The organism is Dyadobacter sp. CY356, from assembly GCF_021440195.1.
In the GTDB taxonomy this organism is placed as follows: Bacteria; Bacteroidota; Bacteroidia; order Cytophagales; family Spirosomataceae; genus Dyadobacter.
The window spans coordinates 192,344-215,562 of the sequence record NZ_JAJTSZ010000003.1 but is presented as its reverse complement, the minus strand read 5'-3'; the positions used below and the strand labels follow the sequence as shown (position 1 = coordinate 215,562).

General features: G+C 40.8%; 22 protein-coding genes. 13 read left to right on the top strand and 9 right to left on the bottom strand.

Annotated features, from left to right (window positions below):
• Positions 1-59 precede the first annotated feature (59 nt).
• From LXL81_RS12755 to LXL81_RS12715, 9 genes are all read left to right on the top strand, one after another.
• Positions 60-692, top strand: coding sequence for a NeuD/PglB/VioB family sugar acetyltransferase (locus tag LXL81_RS12755; protein WP_234647176.1), 633 nt, complete (start codon positions 60-62; stop codon positions 690-692).
• A gap of 145 nt (positions 693-837) precedes the next feature.
• Positions 838-1,392 carry a DUF177 domain-containing protein gene (locus tag LXL81_RS12750; RefSeq protein WP_234647175.1) on the top strand — a complete coding sequence of 185 codons (555 nt, stop codon included), beginning with the start codon at positions 838-840 and terminating at the stop codon, positions 1,390-1,392.
• A gap of 70 nt (positions 1,393-1,462) precedes the next feature.
• Positions 1,463-1,657: a 50S ribosomal protein L32 gene (rpmF, locus tag LXL81_RS12745; RefSeq protein WP_090337350.1), complete on the top strand. Its 195-nt coding sequence runs from the start codon at positions 1,463-1,465 to the stop codon at positions 1,655-1,657.
• Positions 1,658-1,788: 131 nt separating this feature from the next.
• Positions 1,789-2,727: a phosphate acyltransferase PlsX gene (gene plsX, locus LXL81_RS12740; RefSeq protein ID WP_234647174.1), complete on the top strand. Its 939-nt coding sequence runs from the start codon at positions 1,789-1,791 to the stop codon at positions 2,725-2,727.
• Positions 2,728-2,818: 91 nt separating this feature from the next.
• The gene (locus LXL81_RS12735) at positions 2,819-3,808 is read left to right on the top strand and encodes a beta-ketoacyl-ACP synthase III (protein WP_234647173.1); all 990 of its coding nucleotides are present in this window, start codon (positions 2,819-2,821) and stop codon (positions 3,806-3,808) included.
• 84 nt (positions 3,809-3,892) lie between these two features.
• Complete coding sequence (gene efp / locus LXL81_RS12730) at positions 3,893-4,459, top strand: elongation factor P (RefSeq protein WP_234647172.1); 567 nt, start codon at positions 3,893-3,895, stop codon at positions 4,457-4,459.
• A 34-nt stretch (positions 4,460-4,493) separates the two neighbouring features.
• Positions 4,494-4,970, top strand: coding sequence for an acetyl-CoA carboxylase biotin carboxyl carrier protein (gene accB, locus LXL81_RS12725; protein ID WP_234647171.1), 477 nt, complete (start codon positions 4,494-4,496; stop codon positions 4,968-4,970).
• A 36-nt stretch (positions 4,971-5,006) separates the two neighbouring features.
• Positions 5,007-6,350, top strand: a complete 1,344-nt coding sequence (gene accC / locus LXL81_RS12720) for an acetyl-CoA carboxylase biotin carboxylase subunit (RefSeq protein WP_234647170.1) — start codon at positions 5,007-5,009, stop codon at positions 6,348-6,350.
• Positions 6,351-6,513: 163 nt separating this feature from the next.
• Positions 6,514-7,107, top strand: coding sequence for a Uma2 family endonuclease (locus tag LXL81_RS12715; protein WP_234647169.1), 594 nt, complete (start codon positions 6,514-6,516; stop codon positions 7,105-7,107).
• Between the two features lie 86 nt (positions 7,108-7,193).
• Here LXL81_RS12715 and LXL81_RS12710 read toward each other — a convergent pair whose 3' ends face one another.
• The 3 genes from LXL81_RS12710 to LXL81_RS12700 all read right to left on the bottom strand — a co-directional run bounded on the left by LXL81_RS12710 (position 7,194) and on the right by LXL81_RS12700 (position 11,741).
• Positions 7,194-8,504 (bottom strand): Gfo/Idh/MocA family protein, encoded by a 1,311-nt coding sequence (locus tag LXL81_RS12710; protein ID WP_234647168.1) that lies wholly within the window; start codon positions 8,502-8,504, stop codon positions 7,194-7,196.
• A 264-nt stretch (positions 8,505-8,768) separates the two neighbouring features.
• Entirely contained in the window at positions 8,769-10,256 is a 1,488-nt protein-coding gene (locus LXL81_RS12705) for an FG-GAP-like repeat-containing protein (protein ID WP_234647167.1), read from the bottom strand.
• 24 nt (positions 10,257-10,280) lie between these two features.
• Positions 10,281-11,741 (bottom strand): TonB-dependent receptor, encoded by a 1,461-nt coding sequence (locus LXL81_RS12700; protein WP_234647166.1) that lies wholly within the window; start codon positions 11,739-11,741, stop codon positions 10,281-10,283.
• A gap of 150 nt (positions 11,742-11,891) precedes the next feature.
• On the opposite strand from LXL81_RS12700, the gene LXL81_RS12695 reads away from it, so the two are divergent.
• Complete coding sequence (locus LXL81_RS12695) at positions 11,892-12,299, top strand: gamma-glutamylcyclotransferase (RefSeq protein WP_234647165.1); 408 nt, start codon at positions 11,892-11,894, stop codon at positions 12,297-12,299.
• Here LXL81_RS12695 and LXL81_RS12690 read toward each other — a convergent pair.
• A complete protein-coding gene (locus LXL81_RS12690) occupies positions 12,289-13,068 on the bottom strand; it encodes a type III pantothenate kinase (protein ID WP_234647164.1) in 780 nt (259 codons plus the stop codon). The genes LXL81_RS12695 and LXL81_RS12690 overlap by 11 nt on opposite strands.
• A gap of 181 nt (positions 13,069-13,249) precedes the next feature.
• Here LXL81_RS12690 and LXL81_RS12685 point away from each other — a divergent pair, with 181 nt between their 5' ends.
• Entirely contained in the window at positions 13,250-16,687 is a 3,438-nt protein-coding gene (locus LXL81_RS12685; protein WP_234647163.1) for a glycoside hydrolase family 2 TIM barrel-domain containing protein, read from the top strand.
• Between the two features lie 28 nt (positions 16,688-16,715).
• Here LXL81_RS12685 and LXL81_RS12680 read toward each other — a convergent pair whose 3' ends face one another.
• The 5 genes from LXL81_RS12680 to LXL81_RS12660 form a co-directional block, all read right to left on the bottom strand.
• Positions 16,716-17,282 carry a YceI family protein gene (locus tag LXL81_RS12680; protein ID WP_234647162.1) on the bottom strand — a complete coding sequence of 189 codons (567 nt, stop codon included), beginning with the start codon at positions 17,280-17,282 and terminating at the stop codon, positions 16,716-16,718.
• 11 nt (positions 17,283-17,293) lie between these two features.
• Positions 17,294-18,196 carry a DUF5777 family beta-barrel protein gene (locus tag LXL81_RS12675; RefSeq protein ID WP_234647161.1) on the bottom strand — a complete coding sequence of 301 codons (903 nt, stop codon included), beginning with the start codon at positions 18,194-18,196 and terminating at the stop codon, positions 17,294-17,296.
• Between the two features lie 11 nt (positions 18,197-18,207).
• Positions 18,208-18,732: a ubiquinol-cytochrome c reductase iron-sulfur subunit gene (locus tag LXL81_RS12670; RefSeq protein WP_234647160.1), complete on the bottom strand. Its 525-nt coding sequence runs from the start codon at positions 18,730-18,732 to the stop codon at positions 18,208-18,210.
• A 91-nt stretch (positions 18,733-18,823) separates the two neighbouring features.
• The gene (locus LXL81_RS12665) at positions 18,824-20,413 is read right to left on the bottom strand and encodes a hypothetical protein (RefSeq protein ID WP_234647159.1); all 1,590 of its coding nucleotides are present in this window, start codon (positions 20,411-20,413) and stop codon (positions 18,824-18,826) included.
• Positions 20,394-20,963, bottom strand: a complete 570-nt coding sequence (locus LXL81_RS12660) for an RNA polymerase sigma factor (protein ID WP_234647158.1) — start codon at positions 20,961-20,963, stop codon at positions 20,394-20,396. Before LXL81_RS12660 ends, LXL81_RS12665 begins: the two co-directional genes overlap by 20 nt.
• A 219-nt stretch (positions 20,964-21,182) precedes the next feature.
• Here LXL81_RS12660 and LXL81_RS12655 point away from each other — a divergent pair, with 219 nt between their 5' ends.
• Positions 21,183-21,593 carry a nucleotidyltransferase substrate binding protein gene (locus LXL81_RS12655; RefSeq protein ID WP_234647157.1) on the top strand — a complete coding sequence of 137 codons (411 nt, stop codon included), beginning with the start codon at positions 21,183-21,185 and terminating at the stop codon, positions 21,591-21,593.
• A 239-nt stretch (positions 21,594-21,832) separates the two neighbouring features.
• Positions 21,833-22,894 carry a restriction endonuclease gene (locus tag LXL81_RS12650; protein WP_234647156.1) on the top strand — a complete coding sequence of 354 codons (1,062 nt, stop codon included), beginning with the start codon at positions 21,833-21,835 and terminating at the stop codon, positions 22,892-22,894.
• Positions 22,895-23,219: the final 325 nt, after the last annotated feature.

The window sequence follows — 23,219 nt, the reverse complement described above, 5'->3', positions numbered from 1 at the left end:
AACAAATACGATTACCAATTTCATTTTCGGTTTAATCCGGAATATGAATCTTATCAATTATGGAAAATCCCGTTTTAATTTTTGGTGCAGGCGCATTAGGTATGCAGGCACTTGATATTTTCAGAAGAAATAATGTGCTCGTCTATGGAATCCTGGACGATAATAAGGAATTGCATGGTAAAGAATTTGGCGATGTAAGTGTTTTAGGCGCAACAGACGACGAAGGTTTTATCAACATCATCGGAGAAAAGTGCGAAACTTTTGTAGCCGTTGGCGAACGTTCTGTCCGCAAACAATTAACAGAAGGTTTGAATGAGCGATTCAAGAGCATGCCCGTCAACGCGATACATGAAAGCGCTATCATTTCAGAAATGGCCGCTGTTGGACATGGAAATCTCTTTGCCGCACGTGCTGTCGTGGGTGCAACATCAAAACTGGGAAGTCATTCATTATTTCTGACAGGATCCATTATTGAAACTGCTGTTCAGGTTGGCGATTATGTCACTGTAGGCGCTGGTGCAATTATCGGCGATAGGGTAAAAATTGCTGACGGCGTATTTATCGGCTCAGGAGCTATCATTGTTGCAGGCATTGAAATCGGGAAAAATGCCCGGATCGGTGCCGGATCGGTTGTTGTGGAAAATGTACCGGCAAATGCAACATTTTTTGGTAACCCGGCCAAGAAGATTTAACTCGGATTGATACGGAAAAATCCAATGCTTGCTGAGTAAGAGCGGGTTCAATGTTAAATACCTCAGTTTAAATCAATAAAATTCGTAGATAGTTTTTTTATTCACACGAAAAGACACTACCTTTGCAGTCCTTTTGACAGAAATAGTGAAAGAGCTAAGTAAATACAACATAGACATTTACGGTTTGGAAGACAAACAGTATGACTATGATATGGAGTCCGGAGACGCTTTTTTTGAAGAATTAGAGCAGGATCTTATTGAACGCGGCCAATTTAAAACCCATGTGGTTTTAAAAAAATCTGCAACAATGCTCCAGTTACATTTTCATACTGAAGGTTCGGTTGAATTGACCTGTGACCGTACTTTGGAACCGTTTGAGGAGCCTGTTATTTCGGACGATCAGATAATTTTAAAATTTGGCGACCGCGATGAAGAGCTGACCGATGAAATAGAAATCATCAACCGAAACACGAACCGGATTAACGTTGCGAAATATGTTTTTGAGTTTATCGCACTTTCGCTTCCGGTAAAAAAATTGCATCCAAGTCTGAGGACAGAAGATGACGCTGACAACGAATCAGAAGATGAAGAAGTGATACTGGTGTATTCTTCGGAGGCAAAAGATGATGATGTCGACAGCGATTCAGAAGAAAAAATTGACCCGCGTTGGGAAGCATTAAAAAAATTAAAAGGGCAATAAGGGATTAATAATCCTGAGCCGCATATAAAAGTTTTTCAAACCGAATATTAACAACCGAACATAAAGCATCATGGCACATCCTAAGCGGAAAATTTCCAAAACCCGTCGCGATACACGCAGAGCACATGACTTCCTGACAGGCAAGCAATTGTCAGTTGATTCTTCAACAGGGGAAATTCATCAGTTCCACCGTGCGCACGTACACGAAGGAAATCTAGTTTATAGAGGCAAAGTTGTTGTTGAAAATTATGCCAAAACGGTTTAATTTTTGATGATCAGAATGCCAATTTCGCAGCAGCCTTATAAAAGTTGTTGCGAAATTCTTTTTTACTAAGGCACAACTGCTAAATTTACACCTTCGATTTCTAACTTTTAGTACAAAATAACAGCGTGTAAATGAAAATTGCGGTAGATGCTATGGGGGGAGATTTAGCTCCACAAGCAATTGTTGAAGGGGTTATGCAAGCCACTTCAGAACTGCCATCGGACGCCCGAATCGTGTTAATTGGCCGGGAAAGCGCTATTTTGGAGATATTTCGCCAAAATAACTTTTCTTCATCAGTTGTTGACATCATTCATGCCGAAGATGTTATTGAGATGGGTGAGCACCCAACAAAAGCTCTTTCTCAAAAGCCTAATTCAAGCATAGGAATTGGATTCAAGCTTCTGAAAGATAAAGAAATTGACATCTTTTGCAGCGCAGGTAATACCGGAGCAATGCACGTAGGTGCTCTTTTTAGCATAAAAGCTATTGAGGGAGTTTTAAGACCAGCCATTGCAGGTTATGTACCGCAGGTTGGAGGCGGATATGCCATCATGGTGGATATTGGTGCTAATGCAGATTGTAAGCCTGAGGTATTGGCGCAGTTTGGAGAAATCGGCTCACTATTTGTTCAACATACATTCCAGATTGAGCGCCCGCGTGTAGCATTAATGAATATCGGTGAAGAAGAACAGAAGGGTTCATTGACTGCTCAGGCGACTTATCCGCTGCTCAAGGATAACAAAAAAATCAATTTTATTGGAAATATTGAAGGGAAAGACCTCTTCACTAATAAAGCAGATGTGATCGTTACTGACGGTTTCACAGGGAATGTATTGTTTAAATTAGGAGAGTCTTTTTACGAAATTGCCAAACAAAAAGGGATTCAGGATGATTTTATTGATCAGACAAATTACGAATCCATTGGCGGAAGTTCAATTATTGGAGTAAATGGTAATGTAATGATTGCTCACGGTATTTCTTCGCCGCTGGCCATCAAGAACATGCTTGGATGGGCATATAAACAAGTCAAATCAAAAGCATATCTGCACATTGCAAATGCGTTGAGTTAACACGGCATGACCGAAAAGTTATAATTGCTAATAAACTCTGATACTATTTTTTACCAAAATTCATATGAATTTTGAATGCTAGAAATTAACCATGACCCACGCAAGAGCCTCTATAACAGGAATACACGGGTATGTGCCTGACTACATTCTGACAAATGCTGAATTGGAAACGATGGTGGCGACAAACGATGAATGGATCGTTAGCCGCACCGGCATTAAGGAACGTCGCATACTTAAAGGAGAAGGTTTAGGAAGCTCACATATGGGCGCTGAAGCGGTAAAAGGGTTGTTGGCAAAAACCAATACCGCTCCGGAAGACATTGATTTGTTAATTTGCGCCACAACAACCCCTGATTTTATATTTCCGGGTACTGCCAATCTGATCTGTGATATGACAGGTATCAGAAATGTGGGAAGTTTTGACATTCAGGCTGCATGTTCCGGATTTGTTTATGCACTTACGATCGGTTCCCAATTTATTGAAACCGGAAAATATAAAAAGATCATTGTAGTTGGTGCTGATAAAATGTCGGCAATTGTAGATTATACGGATCGTAAAACCTGTATCCTTTTCGGCGACGGCGCAGGTGCCGTACTTTTGGAACCGGATACTGACGGATATGGTATTGTAGATTCTATTATTCGTTCTGATGGCGTTGGATATCCTTATCTACACCAGAAAGCAGGAGGAAGCCGGTACCCGCCTACACACGAAACAGTCGACAACAAATGGCATTCTGTATATCAGGATGGCGCTCAGGTTTTTAAATTTGCTGTGAAAAATATGGCTGATATTTCAGCTGAGATCATGGAAAAAAATAACCTGACAAGTGAAGACGTAGCGTGGCTTGTTCCGCATCAGGCAAACAAGCGGATCATTGAAGCAACCGCAAACCGCATGGGTGTGGGAATGGACAAAGTGATGGTGAATATCCAGAAATACGGAAATACAACTTCGGCCACGATCCCCCTTTGCTTGTGGGATTATGAGTCACAGTTGAAAAAAGGAGATAATCTTGTGTTGGCTGCCTTTGGTGGAGGATTTACCTGGGGAGCTATATATTTAAAATGGGCTTTATAATAAAGAAATGAATAATGGACATGCTTCATTATTCATTTTGTGTTTAAGATTTTACAAAATTTTTGCTTTAATTATTAATCAAACATGGCAACGACCGCAGATTTACGTAACGGACTAGTTATACATTTTAACCATGACCTGTTTCAGGTTATTGAGTTTCAACATGTAAAACCTGGTAAAGGAAACGCTTTTGTTCGTACTAAGATTAAAAGCCTTACAACAGGAAAAGTACTGGACAATACTTTTTCTTCAGGTGCTACGATTATTCCGGTTCGCGTAGAAAGACATAAATTCCAGTTTTTATACAAGGATGAAAGTGGATATAACTTTATGAACTCAGAAACGTTTGATCAGGTATTGATCGACGAAAAACTTGTGACAGCTGCTGATCTGATGAAAGACGGACAAGAAGTAGAAATCCTGATCAATACCGAAACGGATGCTGCTTTACTTTGTGAATTGCCCCCATTTGTAGAATTAGAAGTGACCTATGCTGAACCAGGCTTAAAAGGAGATACTGCAAACTCTCCGAAAAAAGCGATTGAGGTAGAAACAGGTGCACGTATCATGGTACCTTTATTTATTGAAGAAGGTCAGAAAATCAAAGTAGATACACGCACGTATGACTACGTTGAAAGAGTAAAATCATAGGCTACAATTCCTACAACTGTATAAACTTGACTAAATGGAAACTAAAGAAATTCAGAAACTAATTGACTTCATCGCCCAGTCTGGTCTTGATGAAGTAAACATTGAAACAACAGATCTTAAAATTAAGGTAAAAAGATACGGTTCCGCTCCGGTAGTATCTGCTGCTCCCGCACCGTTTTCTGCTCCGGCACCTAACACGCTTTCTGCATCAGCCGCTATAACTGCTGCCACCGCACCTTCTGCGCCTGTTGAACCTGCCGTATCTTCAAATCTTGTTACAATCAAGTCGCCTATGATCGGTACGTTCTATCGTGCCTCAAATCCTGAAACGCCTGCTTTTGCAAGCATCGGAGATGAGATCACGCCTGGAAAAACGGTTTGTGTGATTGAAGCAATGAAGTTGTTCAACGAAATCGAATCTGAAATTTCAGGAAGAATTGTAAAAGTTTTGGTTGAAAATGCTACTCCGGTAGAATTTGACCAGCCTTTATTTCTTGTTGAACCAATATAACGGTAATGACCGGTCTTAAAAACTAAATTAAATTTCATGTTTAAAAAGATTCTCATTGCCAATAGAGGTGAAATCGCACTACGTGTGATCAGGACCTGCCGTGAAATGGGTATTAAAACGGTTGCAGTTTACTCAACTGCTGATCGTGACAGCCTTCACGTACGTTTTGCTGACGAAGCTGTTTGTATCGGGCCTCCGCCAAGCCGTCAGTCTTACCTGAGTATACAAAATATTATTTCTGCTGCCGAAGTTACAGGCGCAGATGCAATACATCCGGGATACGGGTTTTTGTCTGAAAACGCTGAATTCTCTCAGATTTGTGCTGATTACGGTATTAAATTTATTGGAGCAACAGCCGCTCAGATCAACGGAATGGGCGACAAGGCAACTGCCAAAGCAACCATGATCAAAGCAGGCGTTCCGGTTGTTCCGGGCTCGGAAGGTTTGCTTGAATCAGTTGAACAGGGCAAACAATTAGCCATTGGTATCGGATATCCTGTTATTGTGAAAGCAACAGCCGGTGGTGGTGGACGCGGTATGCGTATCATCAACAAACCGGAAGAATTTGAAAAGGCATGGAACGATGCACGTACAGAATCTGCTGCGGCTTTCGGAAATGACGGTTTGTATCTTGAAAAATTTGTTGAAGAGCCTCGCCACATTGAAATCCAGATCATCGGTGATCAATATGGTAAAGTTTGTCACTTGTCAGAACGTGACTGTTCTATTCAGCGTCGCCACCAGAAACTGGTTGAAGAAACGCCTTCTCCTGTGGTTACGCCTGAACTTCGCGAAAGAATGGGTGCAGCTGCTATCAAAGGTGCGCAGGCAATCGGTTATGAAGGTGCGGGAACAGTTGAGTTTCTGGTCGACAAATACGGTGAATTCTTTTTCATGGAAATGAACACGCGTATTCAGGTTGAACACCCGATTACGGAAGAGGTTACTGATTTTGATTTGATCAAAGAGCAAATTAAAGTTGCTGCCGGAGATCCGATCAAGGGTATTAATTATACGCCGAAATTATTTGCAATGGAATGCCGTATCAATGCGGAAGATCCTGCAAATGGTTTCCGTCCTTCACCTGGAAAAATCACGAATTTGCATTTTCCGGGTGGTCATGGTATTCGTATTGATTCGCATGTTTACAGTGGATATACTATTCCGCCAAACTATGACTCAATGATAGCAAAACTGATCGTTAGCGGCCAGTCGCGCGAGGAAGTTATTACCAGAATGAAACGTGCCTTGCAGGAATTTGTGATTGAAGGTATCAAAACGACCATTCCGTTCCATATCAAGTTGATGGATGATCCTGGTTTCCAATCCGGAAATTTCACAACGAAATTTTTGGAATCATTTGATTTCACGACGCTTTAAATTTGTTTTAAACGCAGCGTTATCGGAGTTTCGCGCAGAATAGCTGGGAGTTTTATTTGATATAATATTTTGAAAAGGTGTCTGGTTTATAGAACCGGGCACCTTTTCTGGTTTTGAGGTTTATCTTAAATTTAAGTAGCTTTACCTTACTAACTTACATACTATGTCAACGAATGTAACGGATATTAATCAGCTGGATCTGGATGGGACTTATACCTATGCAGATTATTTGCTATGGCGAATTGAAGAACGCCTGGAACTGATCAAGGGTAAAATTTTTACAATGTCACCTGCGCCTTCTTTGCGCCATCAAAAGATATCGGGTAGGTTGCATTTAGAAATGGGTCAGTTTTTTAAAAATCACTATTGCCAGATTTTTTACGCTCCGTTTGACGTAAGGCTTCCCAGAAAAGATTCGTTGGCAAGTGACGGTAAAATATTTACTGTGGTCCAGCCGGATCTTTGTGTGATCTGTGATGAAAATAAATTGGATGAAAAAGGCTGTATAGGGGCTCCGGATCTTGTTATTGAAATTCTCTCTCCGGGTAACTCAACGAAAGAAAAAAACGAAAAATATAATTTATACGAAGAAGCCGGTGTAAGAGAATATTGGTTGGTTGAGCCTTCTGTAAATACAATATACATATATGTTTTAAATGAAAGCGGAAAATACGTTGGATTGAAACCTGCGACTTCAACGCTCAAATCCAGCATTTTTCCGGATCTGGAAATAAATTTAGACGAGATTTTTGACTAAGGAAATTCTTATTTTTATCACTAAAAAACAGCCCGGACAAATTTCATCCGGGCTGTTCTGTTCATAAACACACACACAAATTTTTTCTAAACGATCTCCGGAACGGTATAGGGCGCTCTGTATTTCCTTGTCAGATAGGTATTGGCGTCATTGTCTCCGACAAATTTTTCTGTTTTAGGATCGAAGGTTAACGCTCTGCCTGTCCTGTATGCAATATTTCCCAAATGTGCCAGACCAGATGCCAAATGAGCTGTTTCAACCGGGGCATTTACTTTTTTAGGATCTCTTGCGATGACCGCTTCAATAAAGTTTTTGTAATGATCACCACCTTCCTTACGCGTTGGCCCCGGCTTTTTTTCTTTACCCAGGAAAGTTTCGTAATAATCATATCCCTTAACTACCAGGTAACCTTCACTTCCATAAAATATATTGCCAATTCCTACCCCACCTTCTTCATTGGTCATCCAGGGGCGCACTTCAAATTCGATTATCTTTTTTTCTTTCGGATAAACAAAGGAAGATGTTAAAACCTCAGGTGTTTCCTTTGCATCATTCCATAGGAATTTCCCGCCAGATGAAGTTATTTTTTCCGGGAAACTTTCAACACCCAATCCCCACATACACATGTCGGTTTCATGAATTCCCTGGTTTCCGATATCACCGTTTCCATAATTCCAATGCCAGTGCCAGTCATAATGCACGTAGTTTTTTGAGAAAGGCTTCATTTCTGCCGGACCTGTCCACAGATCGTAATTCAAACCTTCCGGTACCGCAGAAACGCCTTTATCTCCTATGTCCGGTCTCCATTTATAAACAAGGCCACGTGCCATATAAACATTTCCAATCAGTCCATCCCGCATGTGTTTCACAGCTTCCTGCAAAGCAACAGAACTTCTGAGCTGCACACCGTGCTGCACTACACGTTTGTATTTATGTGCCGCCTCTATCATCTTGCGCCCCTCATGCAGGTTATGAGATCCCGGTTTTTCAACATACACATCTTTTCCTGCCTGGCAAGCCCATATCGCCGCCAGAGAGTGCCAGTGATTTGGTGTGGCAATACTAACCGCATCAATGGATTTATCTTCATAAACTTTACGAAGATCGTTTTCAGTTTTGAGCTGTTTGCCGTTATATTTTTCAGCATATTGTTTTGCACGGGTTTGCAAAACGTTGTTATCCGGATCACAAATCGTTACCAGTTCAACATTGGGAAGATTAGAAAAACCTTTGATATGATCTTGTCCACGTCCATTTACTCCGATTACTGCCACCCGTACACGATCATTTGCTCCAAAGGCACTGGCTGGAATAATAGAAGGAATGGAAAGCGCAACAGCAGCACCGGTGGTACTTTTGATAAATTCCCGTCGGGAAACTTCGTTTTCTTTATTCATGAGATATAGATTTAGGAATTTCGTTCTTTTGAAAATAATTACTTTTCTATTTTATCGTCCTGATAAGTAACTCGTTAGACGCACGTATAAGAATTCTACCCCGAATAGTTACTGATAAAAAATACAATTATTTTGAATTATAATTATATACAGAAAACAAAAAAGGACGAATCTCCTAAAACTAAAATAGAATAAGTTTGGCCGCTGTCAGCTTGGATTAAATTGGCAGGACAAATGAGAAAGGATAAGTGAAGGCAAATGAAATTATTTTCCATCTGTATGGAAAACGCCATCATAATACGTTCCCATATAAGCACCCCAACGGATGGGCTTCGTGATTTTTATATTCGTTTTGATCAGACTAACCTGCATACCATCGAAAGCATAGGTCCGGTATTTATTTGTACTGCTGCAAAAAACAATATCCAGCATATTGTCATTATCAATGTCTCCGATCCATGGCGTGGAAGAAAGATTATGTCCGGGAAGCCCTTTTATTAACTCAACAACTTCATTCGTTCTGAAACCAATAACTGCCAGCGTATTTAAAAACTCTTTTCTGCCAAACTGATCCCTGTTTTCGTAATTAACGCTCATAATTACCTCTTCCTGATCATCCTCATCTATATCGACAACGACCGGTGTGCTTGTCTGATATTTGCCCAGAGAATCCCTGAACGCAACCTCACCGTTTTTTCCATTGATCATATATTGTTCTGTCGTTTCCAGTTTAGGCCACCGTCCCTTGGCGACTGAAACAAAGAAATCGGGAATTTTATCAGGTGTAAAATCGCCCACCGCGATTGAAGTATATGCTTCCGAGTTGGGAATTTTAACATTCCAAAGTGGTGCCAGCGTTTTGCCGTCAAAAGCTAAAACACGACCGTCCACGGCATTGGCTACAACATCAGCAATGCCATCTTCATTAATATCGACCCAAACTGCGGGGGCAATAAATCCCTTGTCCGGGCTTGTGGCAATTTTAACGGAAGCAGATAAATCTCCTGCCAGAATATCTTTTAAAGACCCTACATAAAGATTTCCGCCAATGGTTTCTCCACCGGTTCCGAATATCACTCTGTAATCATCACTTGAGAAATGTTTTATAACAGAAACTGACATATAGGTTTCCTTTCCATCGGGCATCATGGCTTCTGCAATTACCTTTCCGGTTGCGGAACTTAGTATCGCCAGTTTCCCGGCCGGACGTTTGGGATCATAAGGTTTTACAGTTACATCACCGCCATTGGAAATCAGGATATCTTCCATTCCATCACCATCCTGATCCGGAATCAGTTGGGGATTATAGAAATTATACCACTTTTTACTTTTCTGAGAAGGCGTTTTTTTATCGAATTTCCAGATAATGGCTCCGGTATTTCCATTGATCGCCTGCAACTCTCCTACCCTTCCGCCAATGATAATATCATCAATGCCATCTTTATTCAGATCTTTCAAAATTGCGGAACCAAAGATCTGGTCCTTCGCAGGATTCTTCCAAAGCAACGCACCCGTTTTTCCATCGAGCGCGATGATAGCCGAATCACAGGCCATAAATTCCAATCTGCCAACGCCAAGCACGATATCTTTTACACCATCACGGTTAAGATCGGTAACTCTGGGAGAAGAAAAAGTAGAAACCTTCGGCAGCATTTTTGACCACAGAGTCTGAGAAATTCCTGCAAGCGGAAACAAAACTGCCAGAATAAACAACAGCGATTTTGAAAACAGCAAACTTTGTCTGAATGACATGGAATTAATAAACAATGATTTCTACTACATATTACCAACCACCTGATGAATAGACTTCACCACATTGGTGTTTGATTCCTCGCTTGGTAATCCAAAAAGTGATTTTTCTTTGATAATTTTTGCTACATTTTCCGGCACGAGGTTTTCCCATCCAGGCTCTCCTCTTTTTATCTTTTCAAGAACACTATCCGTTGTAATATGCATATGTTCTTTATTATAATTAATTATATCCTCAATTTTATTATTGATGATCAGGTATTGGAATAACGGACGCAGATGGTCATCAACAATGAAATTCTCGCAACTATACACCGAGCCATCCGGCTGTAAGGTCGGATAAATAAACAGTTTCACTTTACGACTGAAAAGTGTTGCAAAGGATTCTAAAATACCACCCGGAAGAAACTCATAATGTTTTTCATCAAAAATATCCTGCAAGCTCGGACTTCCCAAAAGCAAGCCGGCTTTTAATTTCGACAAACGGGAAAGGTAAGCAACCAAACGGAAATATTCGTGGTGGTTGGATATCATTACCATATGCCCAAGCGAGCACAGGATATCCACACGGTCAAGAAAATCCTTTTCGTCAATATCCTTGTCAGAACCTTTCAGGTTGTGTAAAGTCAGCTCAGAAACAAGAACCACCTTGGATTCGTCCACATCAGGCTCAGCTAAAAACTGCTTTTGTCCGTTACTGATCAAATCAATATGCACATTGGTGATCGGGCGCAAACGGCCACGCATCATCAGAATATGTTTTTTGTATAAGGCTTCCGAAGGCTGCAAAACGCCACCATCAGAACCAAAAAGTGCTGCATCGGTAAAACCGTTCTTAACCAGACGAAGGCTCATCAAACGGTTATCAACCTTCACAAAATCCGGCCCGCTGAAACGAACCATATCAATTTCAATACGATCCGGTGTTAAATCGTCCATTAGGGACAACAACAAAGTTTCAGGAGATTTATGATAAAAGAAACAGCCATACATCAAATTAACGCCGATTATCCCCAAAGCCTGCTGCTGAAGAAGATTTTCGTCATCCCGCATACGTACGTGAATCACGACATAATTTGACGGTCCGAGTGGTGTTAACTGAAACTGAAGGCCTATCCAGCCATGCGATTCATTCGTTTTTTGAAAATTTAAAGCAACAACCGTATTAGCAAAAGCAAAAAACTGGCTTTCTGAACCCCGTTTTTCCTGAAGACGTTTTTCAACAAGATTATATTCCCGGTTCAACATTTTCATCAGCCTTGACTCCACTACGTAACGCCCGCCTTCCTCTGTTCCGTAAATTGCGTCACTGAAAGTCATGTCATAGGCCGACATGGTTTTGGCCACCGTACCCGATGCACCACCTGATTTGAAAAAAAATGCTGCTGTCTCCTGCCCTGCGCCGATTTCAGCAAATGAGCCATAAATCCGACGGTCGAGATTAATTCTTAACGCCTTTTGTTTAGTACCAAGATTCTTTTCGTACATATCAATTCTGGGTTAGATGAAGAGCTTTACACGTAAATATAAGAAAAATCCCATTCCGAATAGTTAATAACAGTTACAGAATATATATTAGAATCGAAAAATTCTATAATTTATTACTATTAACAGAAGGAATTAAACTATTTTATTTCTATGCCTTCACACGCTGATTTTCTGTTTACATACGGGACACTGATGCAGGGATTTAGCAATCCATTTGCCGAGCGCCTCCATACCTTATCAACATTTACAGGGAAAGGATCATTCCCGGGAACGCTGTATAAAATTGACTGGTACCCTGGTGCGGTTTATGAAGAGGAAAATCAAAGCCGGATTTTTGGCGAAGTATATAAAATCACAGTTCCGGAAATTCTTTTCCCTGAACTGGACGAGTATGAAGATGTTTTTGACGACGAAGAGAAAAGTCTTTATCTGCGTAAGATCATTCCGGTTTTAATGACCGACGGATCTACTATAAATTGCTGGATTTATCTTTACAATCAGGATACCACAGACCTTGAAATCATTGAAAGCGGAGATTTCCGGCAGGTTAATTTGTAATCTTGCCGCCCACTTTTTCTCCGATAATACGCAATCCGTCCAACGTGAGTTTCCTGTCAATTTCAACAAATTCATCGCGGAGTGTATCGATAATTGAAGATAATCCGCCGGTGGCTACGGCGATACATTGCCCACCCATTTCTGCACGAATACGCTGGATCAGCGATTTTACCAGACCTTCATATCCGAGTAAAATACCTGCCTGAATGGATTGTACTGTATTTTTTCCAATAGCAGATTCTGGTAATTTTAAAGGAACTTCCGGGAGTTGCGCAGTATTGGCAAACAATGCTTTTACGGCGGTTAACAGTCCGGGCAAAATGGCGACCCCTAAAATTTCACCTTCTTTGGAAACGGTTGTAAAAGTTAATGCGGTACCAAAATCAACTACAACACAGTTTTGCTGGTAACGTGTAATTACCGCAACGGCATTGGCAATTAAATCCGCGCCCAATTCGTGTGGATGATCGATTGCAATAGTCAATCCGGGAAAGGTATTGGGGCCGACAACAATCGTATCATCACCAAACAGTGACCGGAGCATTTTCTGTATGACAGGAGTAAGTGCAGGAACAACACTGCTCAAAACCACCGTTTTCACCTCATTGAATGAAATTCCTGCTTCCAGAAAATGCAGCATTAGCTTCGACGCGTAGTGCGACTCACTTTCCTGGGCCAGCGATCGTTCACGCCAGACATGTTCCCACACGCCGGTTTTGTATAGCCCAAAAACAGTATCCGTATTACCAACATCGACAGCTAACAGCATAATCAGATTTTATATGAGAGGACAAATAAAAGCATAATCGAAATAAAACGGCAATTGCAGGCGTTTTTAAACATGGTTTCTTTTTGTTTAAACCTACTTTTAATACTTTTACGAATATCCCGCTCCGTGCCTTACGGTTACTTTTGTAATAAGTAAAATTCACTCCGATTTAGTAAAAAACATGTATTATTTGAATAGCTGCCGGTTTTTAATCCTTTATACTTTTCTCTTTTTTACCACAATTACGCTTAAAGCCCAAAGAATTCCTGAATGGAAAGATCCGGAAGTGATCAGCGTCAATACAGAAAAAAACCGTGCTGATTTTGTGCCATATGCTGACGAAAAAAGCGCACTTAAATTTGATAAAAAATCACCTTTTGTAAAATCACTAAACGGAACCTGGAAGTTTAAGTGGGTTTCCCATCCGTCCAAAGCACCTTCCAATTTTTTCCAGCCAAATGTGCCAACGTCAGACTGGGATGATTTGCCTGTTCCATCCAACTGGCAGGTTTTCGGAGCAAGAGAAGGCCGCGCTTATGATAAACCGATTTTTACCAATATAAAACATCCCTTCAAAGCCAATCCTCCCGGGATTGATGCGGATACCAACGCCACCGGACTTTACCGAACCACTTTCAACATTACCGACGCGGATAAGGGAAAAACGTACTTTCTTCAATTTGGCGGTGTTCAGTCGGCTTGTTACGTTTGGCTGAATGGAGAAGCGATCGGTTACCATGAAGATGGGATGACACCTTTTGAATTTAATGTCACCGACGATATCAAAACGGGTATTAATCATTTGGCTGTTGAAGTAATCAACTGGTCGGATGGCAGTTATCTGGAAGACCAGGACTTCTGGCGTTTGTCAGGGATTTTCCGGGATGTGAACCTGATCACTGTTCCCGATGTGCACATGAATGATTTTTCAGTCCGGACGGATCTGGATGCCAATTATCAGAATGCAACTTTAAAGATCAGCACCTTCATCAAGAATTTTTCAAAGCAGGCCGCTGCCGGAAATCAGTTGGTTTATACTTTATACGATGCCAATAAATCCGTTGTCATTTCTCCGGTCAGTCGCCCGATTACTACGATTGAACCATCAGGAGAACTGCCGGTCCGTATCGATCTGCCGGTAACCAATCCTTATAAATGGAGCGCAGAATCTCCGAATCTTTACACGCTGACAATCCAGATTTTAAATTCAAACGGGAAAACAATTGAAGCAGTAAGCCAGCGCGTTGGTTTCCGTGAGATTAAAATTTCCGGCGGACAGCTGATGGTTAACGGAAAACCGATTATGATCAAAGGTGTGAACCGCCATGAATTTGATCCGGAAACAGGCCGTGTGATAAACCGCGAATCCATGATCAAAGATATCGTTTTGATGAAACAACACAACATCAACGCGGTTCGGACTTCGCATTATCCAAACGTGCCTGAGTGGTATGATCTGTGTGATGAATATGGTCTGTACGTCATGGACGAAGCCAATATTGAAAGTCATGAATTGTGGGGCAAAAACATAATCCTGGCCGATAAGTCCCAGTGGAAAGCTGCTTTTCTTGCGCGGGGCACTGCGATGCTGGAACGCGATAAAAATCATCCTTCCATTATCATCTGGTCTCTGGGAAATGAATCCGGTATGGGTGCCAATTTCACAGCCATGGCCGATTATATCCGCCTGTCCGATCCTACACGCCCTATTCATTATGAAGGAAGAAGTAATTACAAACCGACCACGCTGAGCAATTTTGATATTATTTCGGTGATGTACCCGTCGGTTAATGACATGATCGAACTGGTAAAAAAAGATAAAAACCGGCCGTTGATCGTTTGTGAGTATGCACATGGAATGGGTAACAGCATCGGAAATTTTAAGGATTATTGGGACGTAATTGAAAAATATCCGACCATGCAGGGCGGTTTTATCTGGGACTGGGTAGATCAGGGGCTTAGCCTGAAAAGAGCCGACGGAAAACAATACTGGGATTATTTTAATTATATCGACGGTGCCAATGCCGGCGACGGACTCGTAAATCCTGACCGCGTTCCTCAGCCTGAAATCAATGAAGTTAAAAAGGTTTATCAAAATATAAAATTTGAAATTCCAGATACATTACGTGCCGGACAACATCAGATTACAATTAAAAACACTTATGATTTTATTTCATTAAGTGGATTTGAGCTGATTTGGTCATTACAGGAAAATGGTAAATCAATCGGGGAAGGGACGATTTCAAATCTGACCGCACTTTCAAAACAATCGCAGCAGCTTACGATTCCTTACCAGATACCTTCCAATCCAAAACCAGGTTATGAATATTTCCTTAACCTGAGCATACGGACAAAAAAGGCTAATTTATGGGCTTCTGCCGGTCATGAAGTGGCCTGGTATCAGGTTCCGCTTCAAGTTTCTACGGATGAAATGAAAGACATTGCCTACACACGCAGCCCGGCGTTACGTTTGTCGCTGACACGTGGAAAGGGAATTACCATCAGCGGGCAAAATTTCTCTGTTAGTTTCAATAAGAAAACGGCACGGATGTCTTCTTTTATGTACAAAAAAGAAGAGCTACTGGAATCGGGACCATTTGCAAATTTCTGGCGTGTACCGACAGATAATGATGAGGGTGGAAAAAAACAAAGTTTTGCAACCAGCTGGAGAAATGCCAATCTGGATTCTTTGAGGCTGACAGGTTCTGACCTGCGTGTGGAAAAACTGAACCCCCATGTATTCAAAGTAACGATGATGAAAAGTCTGCGCAGCAAAGCCGGTGCGATGATCGTCAGTTCAATTTACACCATTTACGCGTCGGGAGATATTGAGGTAAAAAACACTTTTACACCAAGCGGAGAATGGCCTTCACTGGCGAAAGTAGGTATGCAGCTGCAAATGCCCGCGACTTTTGACAAATTTGAATGGTATGGAAACGGGCCTTACGAAACCTATGCCGACCGGAAAAGCAGCGGGCGAATCGGATTATATTCCGGAACTGTGGCAGAGCAGCATTTTCCTTATATCAGTCCGCAGGAAAATGGGAATAAAACCGACGTTCGCTGGGCGAGTGTTACTAACGAAGACGGCCTTGGTTTGCTGGCAATCAGTGATTCGGTTTTAAATGTCAATGTCCACGATTATACGGACAAGGAATTGGTGGCTGCCAAGGAAAGAGCTTCTGATTTTTCAAGAGGAAATACAACCGTTGTCAATCTGGATCTGGCGCAGATGGGACTTGGCGGCGATGATAGCTGGTCGCCGCGGGTGCATGACAAATACAGATTACCCGCCAAACCCTATTCTTATTCTTTCCGATTGAAAGGTATTGATAATTCCTCAAACGTTGAGCAGATTGTTCATACCAAACTGCCTGCAATCGCCCCAAAACCAATTCCAGGTGTTACTGCCACCACCGCAGATGAAACCGAAGAAGTGGCTGGCGACGATGCCGAAGAAGAGGAAGTTGTTAAACCGACCACCAGAAGATATTCTTCAAAATATTCTAAAAAACGCGTTTCACACAAAAAGAAACCGACCCGTAAAAAGAAGTCGGTTTCAAGAAAAAAATCAAGCTCGAAAAAGAAATCATCTTCAAAAAAGAAAAGAAGAAGATAGACTTTCACTAACCTGAATACAGCCTTTGTTACTTTTTATATGGAGCAAGGATGTATTCAGATTTTACTTTTATAGACTGCGCGATTTTAACAAAAACGATGGAAGGAACTTCAATTTTATGATCCGTCAGCGCCACTTCAAAGTCAGAACTAATCGTAATTTTTGATCCTTCTACTTTCAGTTTTCCCTTAATCGTTCTTGTTTTAGCCACGCCGTGAATGGTGAAACTTCCGGTTACAGAAGCATCATAAGTACCATCTTTTGTAAAATCAATTGTCTGGTCAAGTTTCCCGCTGAATGTCCCTGTCGGATATTTCGCAGACTCCATATAATTTTCATTAAAATGTTCCTGCATCAGTTTGTTTGGAAAAACAAAATCACGCATCGTCATTCGGATAGCAATTTCGCCTGTTCCGGTATTAAGTAAAACCTGCGTTTTCTTATTTTCGGCATAAATGTTTTCCATCGGGGTTTCTGACGAAAAACGTGTATTGCCGGTCGCCGTTGCGAACATCCCTCCCTGCGCAAAAGCTTTGCCGGATATTCCCGAAATCGTCATCAAAAAGATTACGCTCAGGACTATATGTCGTTTCATAAATCTCGTGTTTAGTAATTAACCTTTCCTCTTGCTTTTTTGTCAAAACTGAAAGTCCTGGAAATATTGAAGCCATAGTGCACATCACCTTTGCCCCAGCTTCCGGTTGTCTCACCAATAAATTGCTTTTCGATCATGCCCAGAGAATTGGTAAAATGAAGCTGAAAAACGTGGCCACCTGTATCAATATCAACACCCAATGCCATAGAATCATGGTATGGAAGGGAACTGTTATTTCGGGCTGTCCAGAAATATTCTGCGTTAACAGAAACCCGTTTGCTGATCTTTAACCGGCCACCTAAACCAAGGGAGAAAAGACCCCGCTCCTCTCCCGTCAGTTCAGGCAGGTTTCGATATAGATAGGTTGGTGTAATTTGCAAAGAGAGTTTTTCACTGAATTTCCGGGCTATCAGGGCCTGATACACGTAGGTAAGCTTATTCTGGAAAGTCCTTGGTATTTCCTCATCCGAAACCGGCCTCAAAGTCCGGATGGCACTGCTTGCAAAAAGTGTAACAGAAACCGGAATAACTTTGGCTCCGGAAGTTTGTTTTAACAATCGATATTTGGCAAAAAAGTCAAATGCTTTTTGCTCTGTACTTCTTCCAACACCGATCATCAGATCATCGGTAAGTCCGTATTCAAATCCTAATCTCAGCGTTGCCTGGTCCAATCCGTATAGTTGGTAGGAACCAGAATTCAGCCGCCCAAAACGGTGAGAAATCCGGAAATCCATATGGTTTTTCTTCACCGTTTCCACAGAATGCCCGTTTATGATTCTTGTGGATTTAAAAGTAGCCTCGACAGGAACGGTTGTGTTACTATCCAGTTTGTTCAATTCCCCGAGTAAGTCATTCTGGGCGTGCAGAACAGTTACCGGAAAAAATAAAATGATTGCGAGGCGGAGTGCTTTCATTGTTTTCAAGATTATGCTGATACGGTTAAAGTGTTACCATCTGTTGAGAGCACGGTCTTGTAAGCTTTCAGAGCGGCCACTGCCGGGCCTTTATCTACTGCGCCTGTCAGATTAAATTCTGATCCGTGATTGGAACAATAGATATCATTTTCAGAACTTCTGTATTGGACCGTTGTTCCTTCGTGCGTACATACCTTGGAAAGTGCTGCATAAGTATTTGTCGTGGAAAGTGCCACGATCAAATCGCCGATGATAATATAAGAACCAGCCGTTTTCAATTTGGAATAGGTTGCATTTGTAAGATCAACAGTAAAGCTGATCGCTCCGGCAGAAGTCGTTGCATTTCCGGTTAAACCAGATGTTCCGGTTCCCGTTGTCGGTGTAGTAGGTGTTGTTGTTGTTAAAGGATCCATTTCTCCGGAGCTGCACGAGGTCATCGTTCCCATGCAGTAAAAGGCCATTAATGTTGATGTTCCGAGGCTCAGGCTCCTTAGAAATTCTCCTCTTTTCATTGTTTCTTTTTGCGAAGTGTTCATGATAATATTAAGTAGGTTAGTGAAAATTTGGACATACTTTTCCTGTTTCCCGATTTTGCAGGAATTGACAAAATGATCTGTACAGACCTTGTTATTTTTTAAAAAGAGGGGTGTATCTTATTGAAAACCACACGCCGGTCGTGAATAAATCTACTTTTCCAAAGCCAACTTTCTTAACCGGAATCCGCACATAAGGTTCTGCTAAAAGTGATAAATTTTTTGAAACCCGGTACTCATATCCTGCCGAAGCATTGATGTGACTGAGCCAGTACCAGCCTGTTGAACCTTCCCAGCCGGGCCACTTTACTCCGGTTGCATTTGGCTTATAATTATAATCATACTTTTCGTTTTGCATGTAATAAGAAGAAGCTCCTGCTCCTGCAAACCATCTTGAATGTGTCCCCTGAAAGATGTCATACCTAAGATTTAAAGGAATCTCGATTACTTTACATGTCCCATCAGTACTGTAAGGTCTGACAGTCTGATCATTCCAACTGCTCGGCCACTCATACTCACCACCTTCCGCTTTATAAACCTTTGAACTTCTGGCGACACCCGTCTGAATATACAATTTCTTCAAAACCGCGTATTCAACTAATAGCGAAACTGCCGTTCCCGGTTTGGTGAAATTCTTTAATCCTACACTGCTGATATCAGGCGAATAACTAAAACGTACGGCGAATTTTGGCGTTGCCTCTTTTTCGCCGACTGCTTTAACTGGTTCAGAAACCGGTAGAATATCAGCTTCCTTCACTTCAATTTCTGGTAACGAATTTGACTTTTTCCATACCAGTGATCTGGATTTTAAATTGCTGGCAGAAATATTTAATCGGCTTAATTCATCAGTACCTGATGTGTTTAACACATTCTCTACCTCTTTACGATCAATTGGAAAATTGTTTTTACTATTCTTCGGTATTCCAGAATCCATAAGATTTGGGATTTCCTGATACAGCTTTTCCGGATTTGTTTTTTTAAAATCCTGTTTTAAAAATCCATCAATCTTCAAATCGGGATCAGATAAAAATGCCCCGTCGCCCCTTCTCCCAATAGAATGGTTTGGTGCTAAGTACACTCCGCCTGCCTTAGACCGGCGCCGGGGCAGTATCTTTCCGTTCTCCGATTTCGCAATCCTGTTTTTATTATTGGATATTCCTTCTAATTCGTTTTCAGATTTATTCAAGTGGTCTGTCTCCGCATTCTTTGAACCACTGGCCAATACCTTTCTTTCTTCCGAAGAAGCTGATTTGGAATCTGTTTGTTTTCCAGCAACTGTTGATAAATCCTTACCTGATCTTAGTTCAAACGCATTTTTTATATCATTTTCAATTCCAGCCGATTTTGTATCCGCTGTGTCATTTTCTGATTTCTCAGCTATTCCAGTATTCTGTTTTTTGTTTAAAACTGCTGATTCAGGGAATTGATTTTCATTCTTAACCACAGCCTTATCCACATTTCCTTCTTCATTTGTCAACAAATAAGTTGTCAAACCTGCCAGCATCAAAAGCGCAAGCATTCCGGCCGGCCACCATTTTTTAAACCAAGCAGCAGGTGTTCTTCCGTCATTTTCGTCTAACCTGTTTCTTAACGCATTCCAATCCTCCGGATCAAAATTCGAATCAAGCTCTTCCGCAGACTTTCTGAAGAGCTTGTCCAGTTCGTCATCTGGAAACTCTTTCATAATTGTCTATATTTATTTTGGATAGCATCATTCTCAATTTTTCCCTGGCCCGCGACAAATTCGACTTTGACGCGCCAACGGAAATGTTTAATTGCTCGGCAATCTCTTCGTGTGTGTAACCGTCTATTACAGCCAAACTAAAAACCAGCCTGTATGCCGGCGTCAGTTCCTGTATCAATCCGATAATCTCTTCATGTGCCATTTTAGTAATTACTGTTTCATCTACAAATACCTGATCCGCAGCTTCAACATCATCTAAAACTTCATGACGGATTTCGTGCCGGTAATGATCCAGTGCGGTATTAATCATTATCCTGCTCAGCCAATTTTTAAAAGAACGACTCTGGTCAAAACTATCCAGCTTTGTAAAAACCTTTAAAAACCCATCATTCAAAATCTCCTTTGCCTCTTCCCGGCTCCGTGTATAACGCAAACAAATGCTCATGGCATAGCCATAAAACTGCTTATACAACAGCTCCTGACTACGGCGGTTCTTTTTCAAACAGCCGTCGAGTAGTTCATGAAGAACGGCGGAGTTATACTCGGGCATGTCTTTTGTTTTTTTAGCACTTACGAGCCAAGTGACAAAACGGTTGCGTGAACTGAAATCTTTTTTTAATTATTTTTTAATTGTTTGTTTTCTTAACCGATGCTCCTCATTATTCCCGTTTTTCCTGTCGAAGTCCGGATTCCCTGCTTATCACAAAACTTTCGTTAATTTTAAGCAAATGTAAATGAATTAAAAGTGCTAAGTATTTGATTTATAATTATGGAGCAGGATATTCGCTGGATACAACGGTTTCAAAATTTTAATAAGGCTTTTACAAAACTTGAAAGCGCAATCTTGGTACTGGAAAAAACGGGATTGTCTGAATTAGAAAGAGAGGGGCTTATACAAAGATTTGAATATACCCACGAGCTGGCCTGGAATGTAATGAAGGATTTTTTTGAAATGAAAGGAACTTCCACAATCATGGGATCCCGAAGCGCAACCCGCGAAGCTTTCAAAAAAGGGCTGATAATTGATGGGGAAAACTGGATGGATATGATCAATAGCCGGAATTTGACAACGCATACCTACAATGAAGAAGTTGTTGACGAAATAACAAATAAGATAATTGCTTCATACTATCCCGCATTCAAAGAATTTCAAACCAAAATGACAGCGTTCCTGGGCTAATATGGAATACGGTTTAAAAGAAAATGTAATTCAGCGTATTCATTCAGTTTTGGCAAATTTTCCAGAAATTGATGAAGTCATTCTTTAAAACGAAAATTGAAGTTCTTACCCAGCGAAATTAAATTAAACATCAATTAGAGGTATGGTGTACGGGAGATAACAGGCTAAATTGGTGTACAGTAAAAATTATTCAATTAAGATGTTTAATAACTTTAAGGTTTATCTTATACACTTTATTCATGGCAAGGGGCAAAAAGAATGCTGATAACACAATAATTTTAATGGGTTTATTTTTATTGGCTGGGTATGTGATCTATAAGAGTCTATTGCAAGCCATCTTTTGGATAAAGGAAAATAGCAACGTCGTTCTGGGATCGTTGATTCTAATCGCGGCAGTAATTTTTCTATTAAAATATTTCAAACACAAGACTCAAAGTGACCAAGCTGAAAAAGAAAAGCAACTTGAACTCGAAGCTAAAAAGCTTAAAGAGATTCTGGCAAACAAAAGACTTAGAGCAGTAGACGCTTTTGTAGAATCACAGGATTATAAGTTGATTGAAGGTTATGTCACTAAGAATCCTTTCGAAATAAATTCAAAACATAATTCTGAATTCTTAAAAATGGTTGAAGTCATTTCTTTTGATTGGGATTTGGATATAGAATCAATATTAGAAATAACAAGATTAGAACACAGCCGTCAGAAGAAAATTTCCTTTAAAACCAATCTAAAAAAACATAATCCAATATTATATAACGAATACTTAGATGCAGCATTAGAGCAGTATGGTGATAATGTAACTGATTATCTAGATCTTTTACATCAGTTGTTAATTGAAGAAAATATTATAATTCCACAAACTCCACCCTCACAGATCCTGGCAGATGCTCAAAATATTAGGCGAGTAAAACTAAAAGAAGGTTTGAAGAAACAATTAATATCTGAGCGAAGCGAAGTTGATATTTATACTATTGACCAAATGTCTCCTTACCAATTTGAGACATACATTGCAAATCTATACAAGAATAATGGATATCGGGTTGAGACAACAAAGATTACAGGCGACCAGGGTGCAGATGTAGTTTTAGAAAAATTCGGGGAGCGATTTGTCATTCAAGTGAAATTGTACAGTAGTCCAGTCGGCAATAAAGCAGTTCAAGAAGTTTGTGCCGCTATAAAACATTACAACGCTCACCAAGGTATAGTGATTACGAACAATTATTTCACCCCTTCTGCAAGAGAATTGTCTATTTCAAATCAGATCACCCTAATTGACAGGAATCAGTTAAAAGCAATGATTTAAATCCAATTGATCCATCGGCAGATTTTCGGTGAAAGCTCCATCGGAGCCTCCTGGCTAAAATCAAGGAAACTCCGATGGAGTTAAAACGGTACAAACAAATCTATTGCTATAAACAGGAAGCCTCTCTGAGGCCCGCACCTCAATGTCTTCTCCTAAACACGGCAATCCTTGGAAATCCAAAAACTGACTTTTCCCCAAAACAATAACAAATCTCGATTACCAGACTTCCTATTCTTACTACTTAATTATCAATTATTCCGTACTTTTGCCGTTCTGAATATAGTATTATGGTTACCAGTTGTTTGAAATAATTTTTATCTACTGT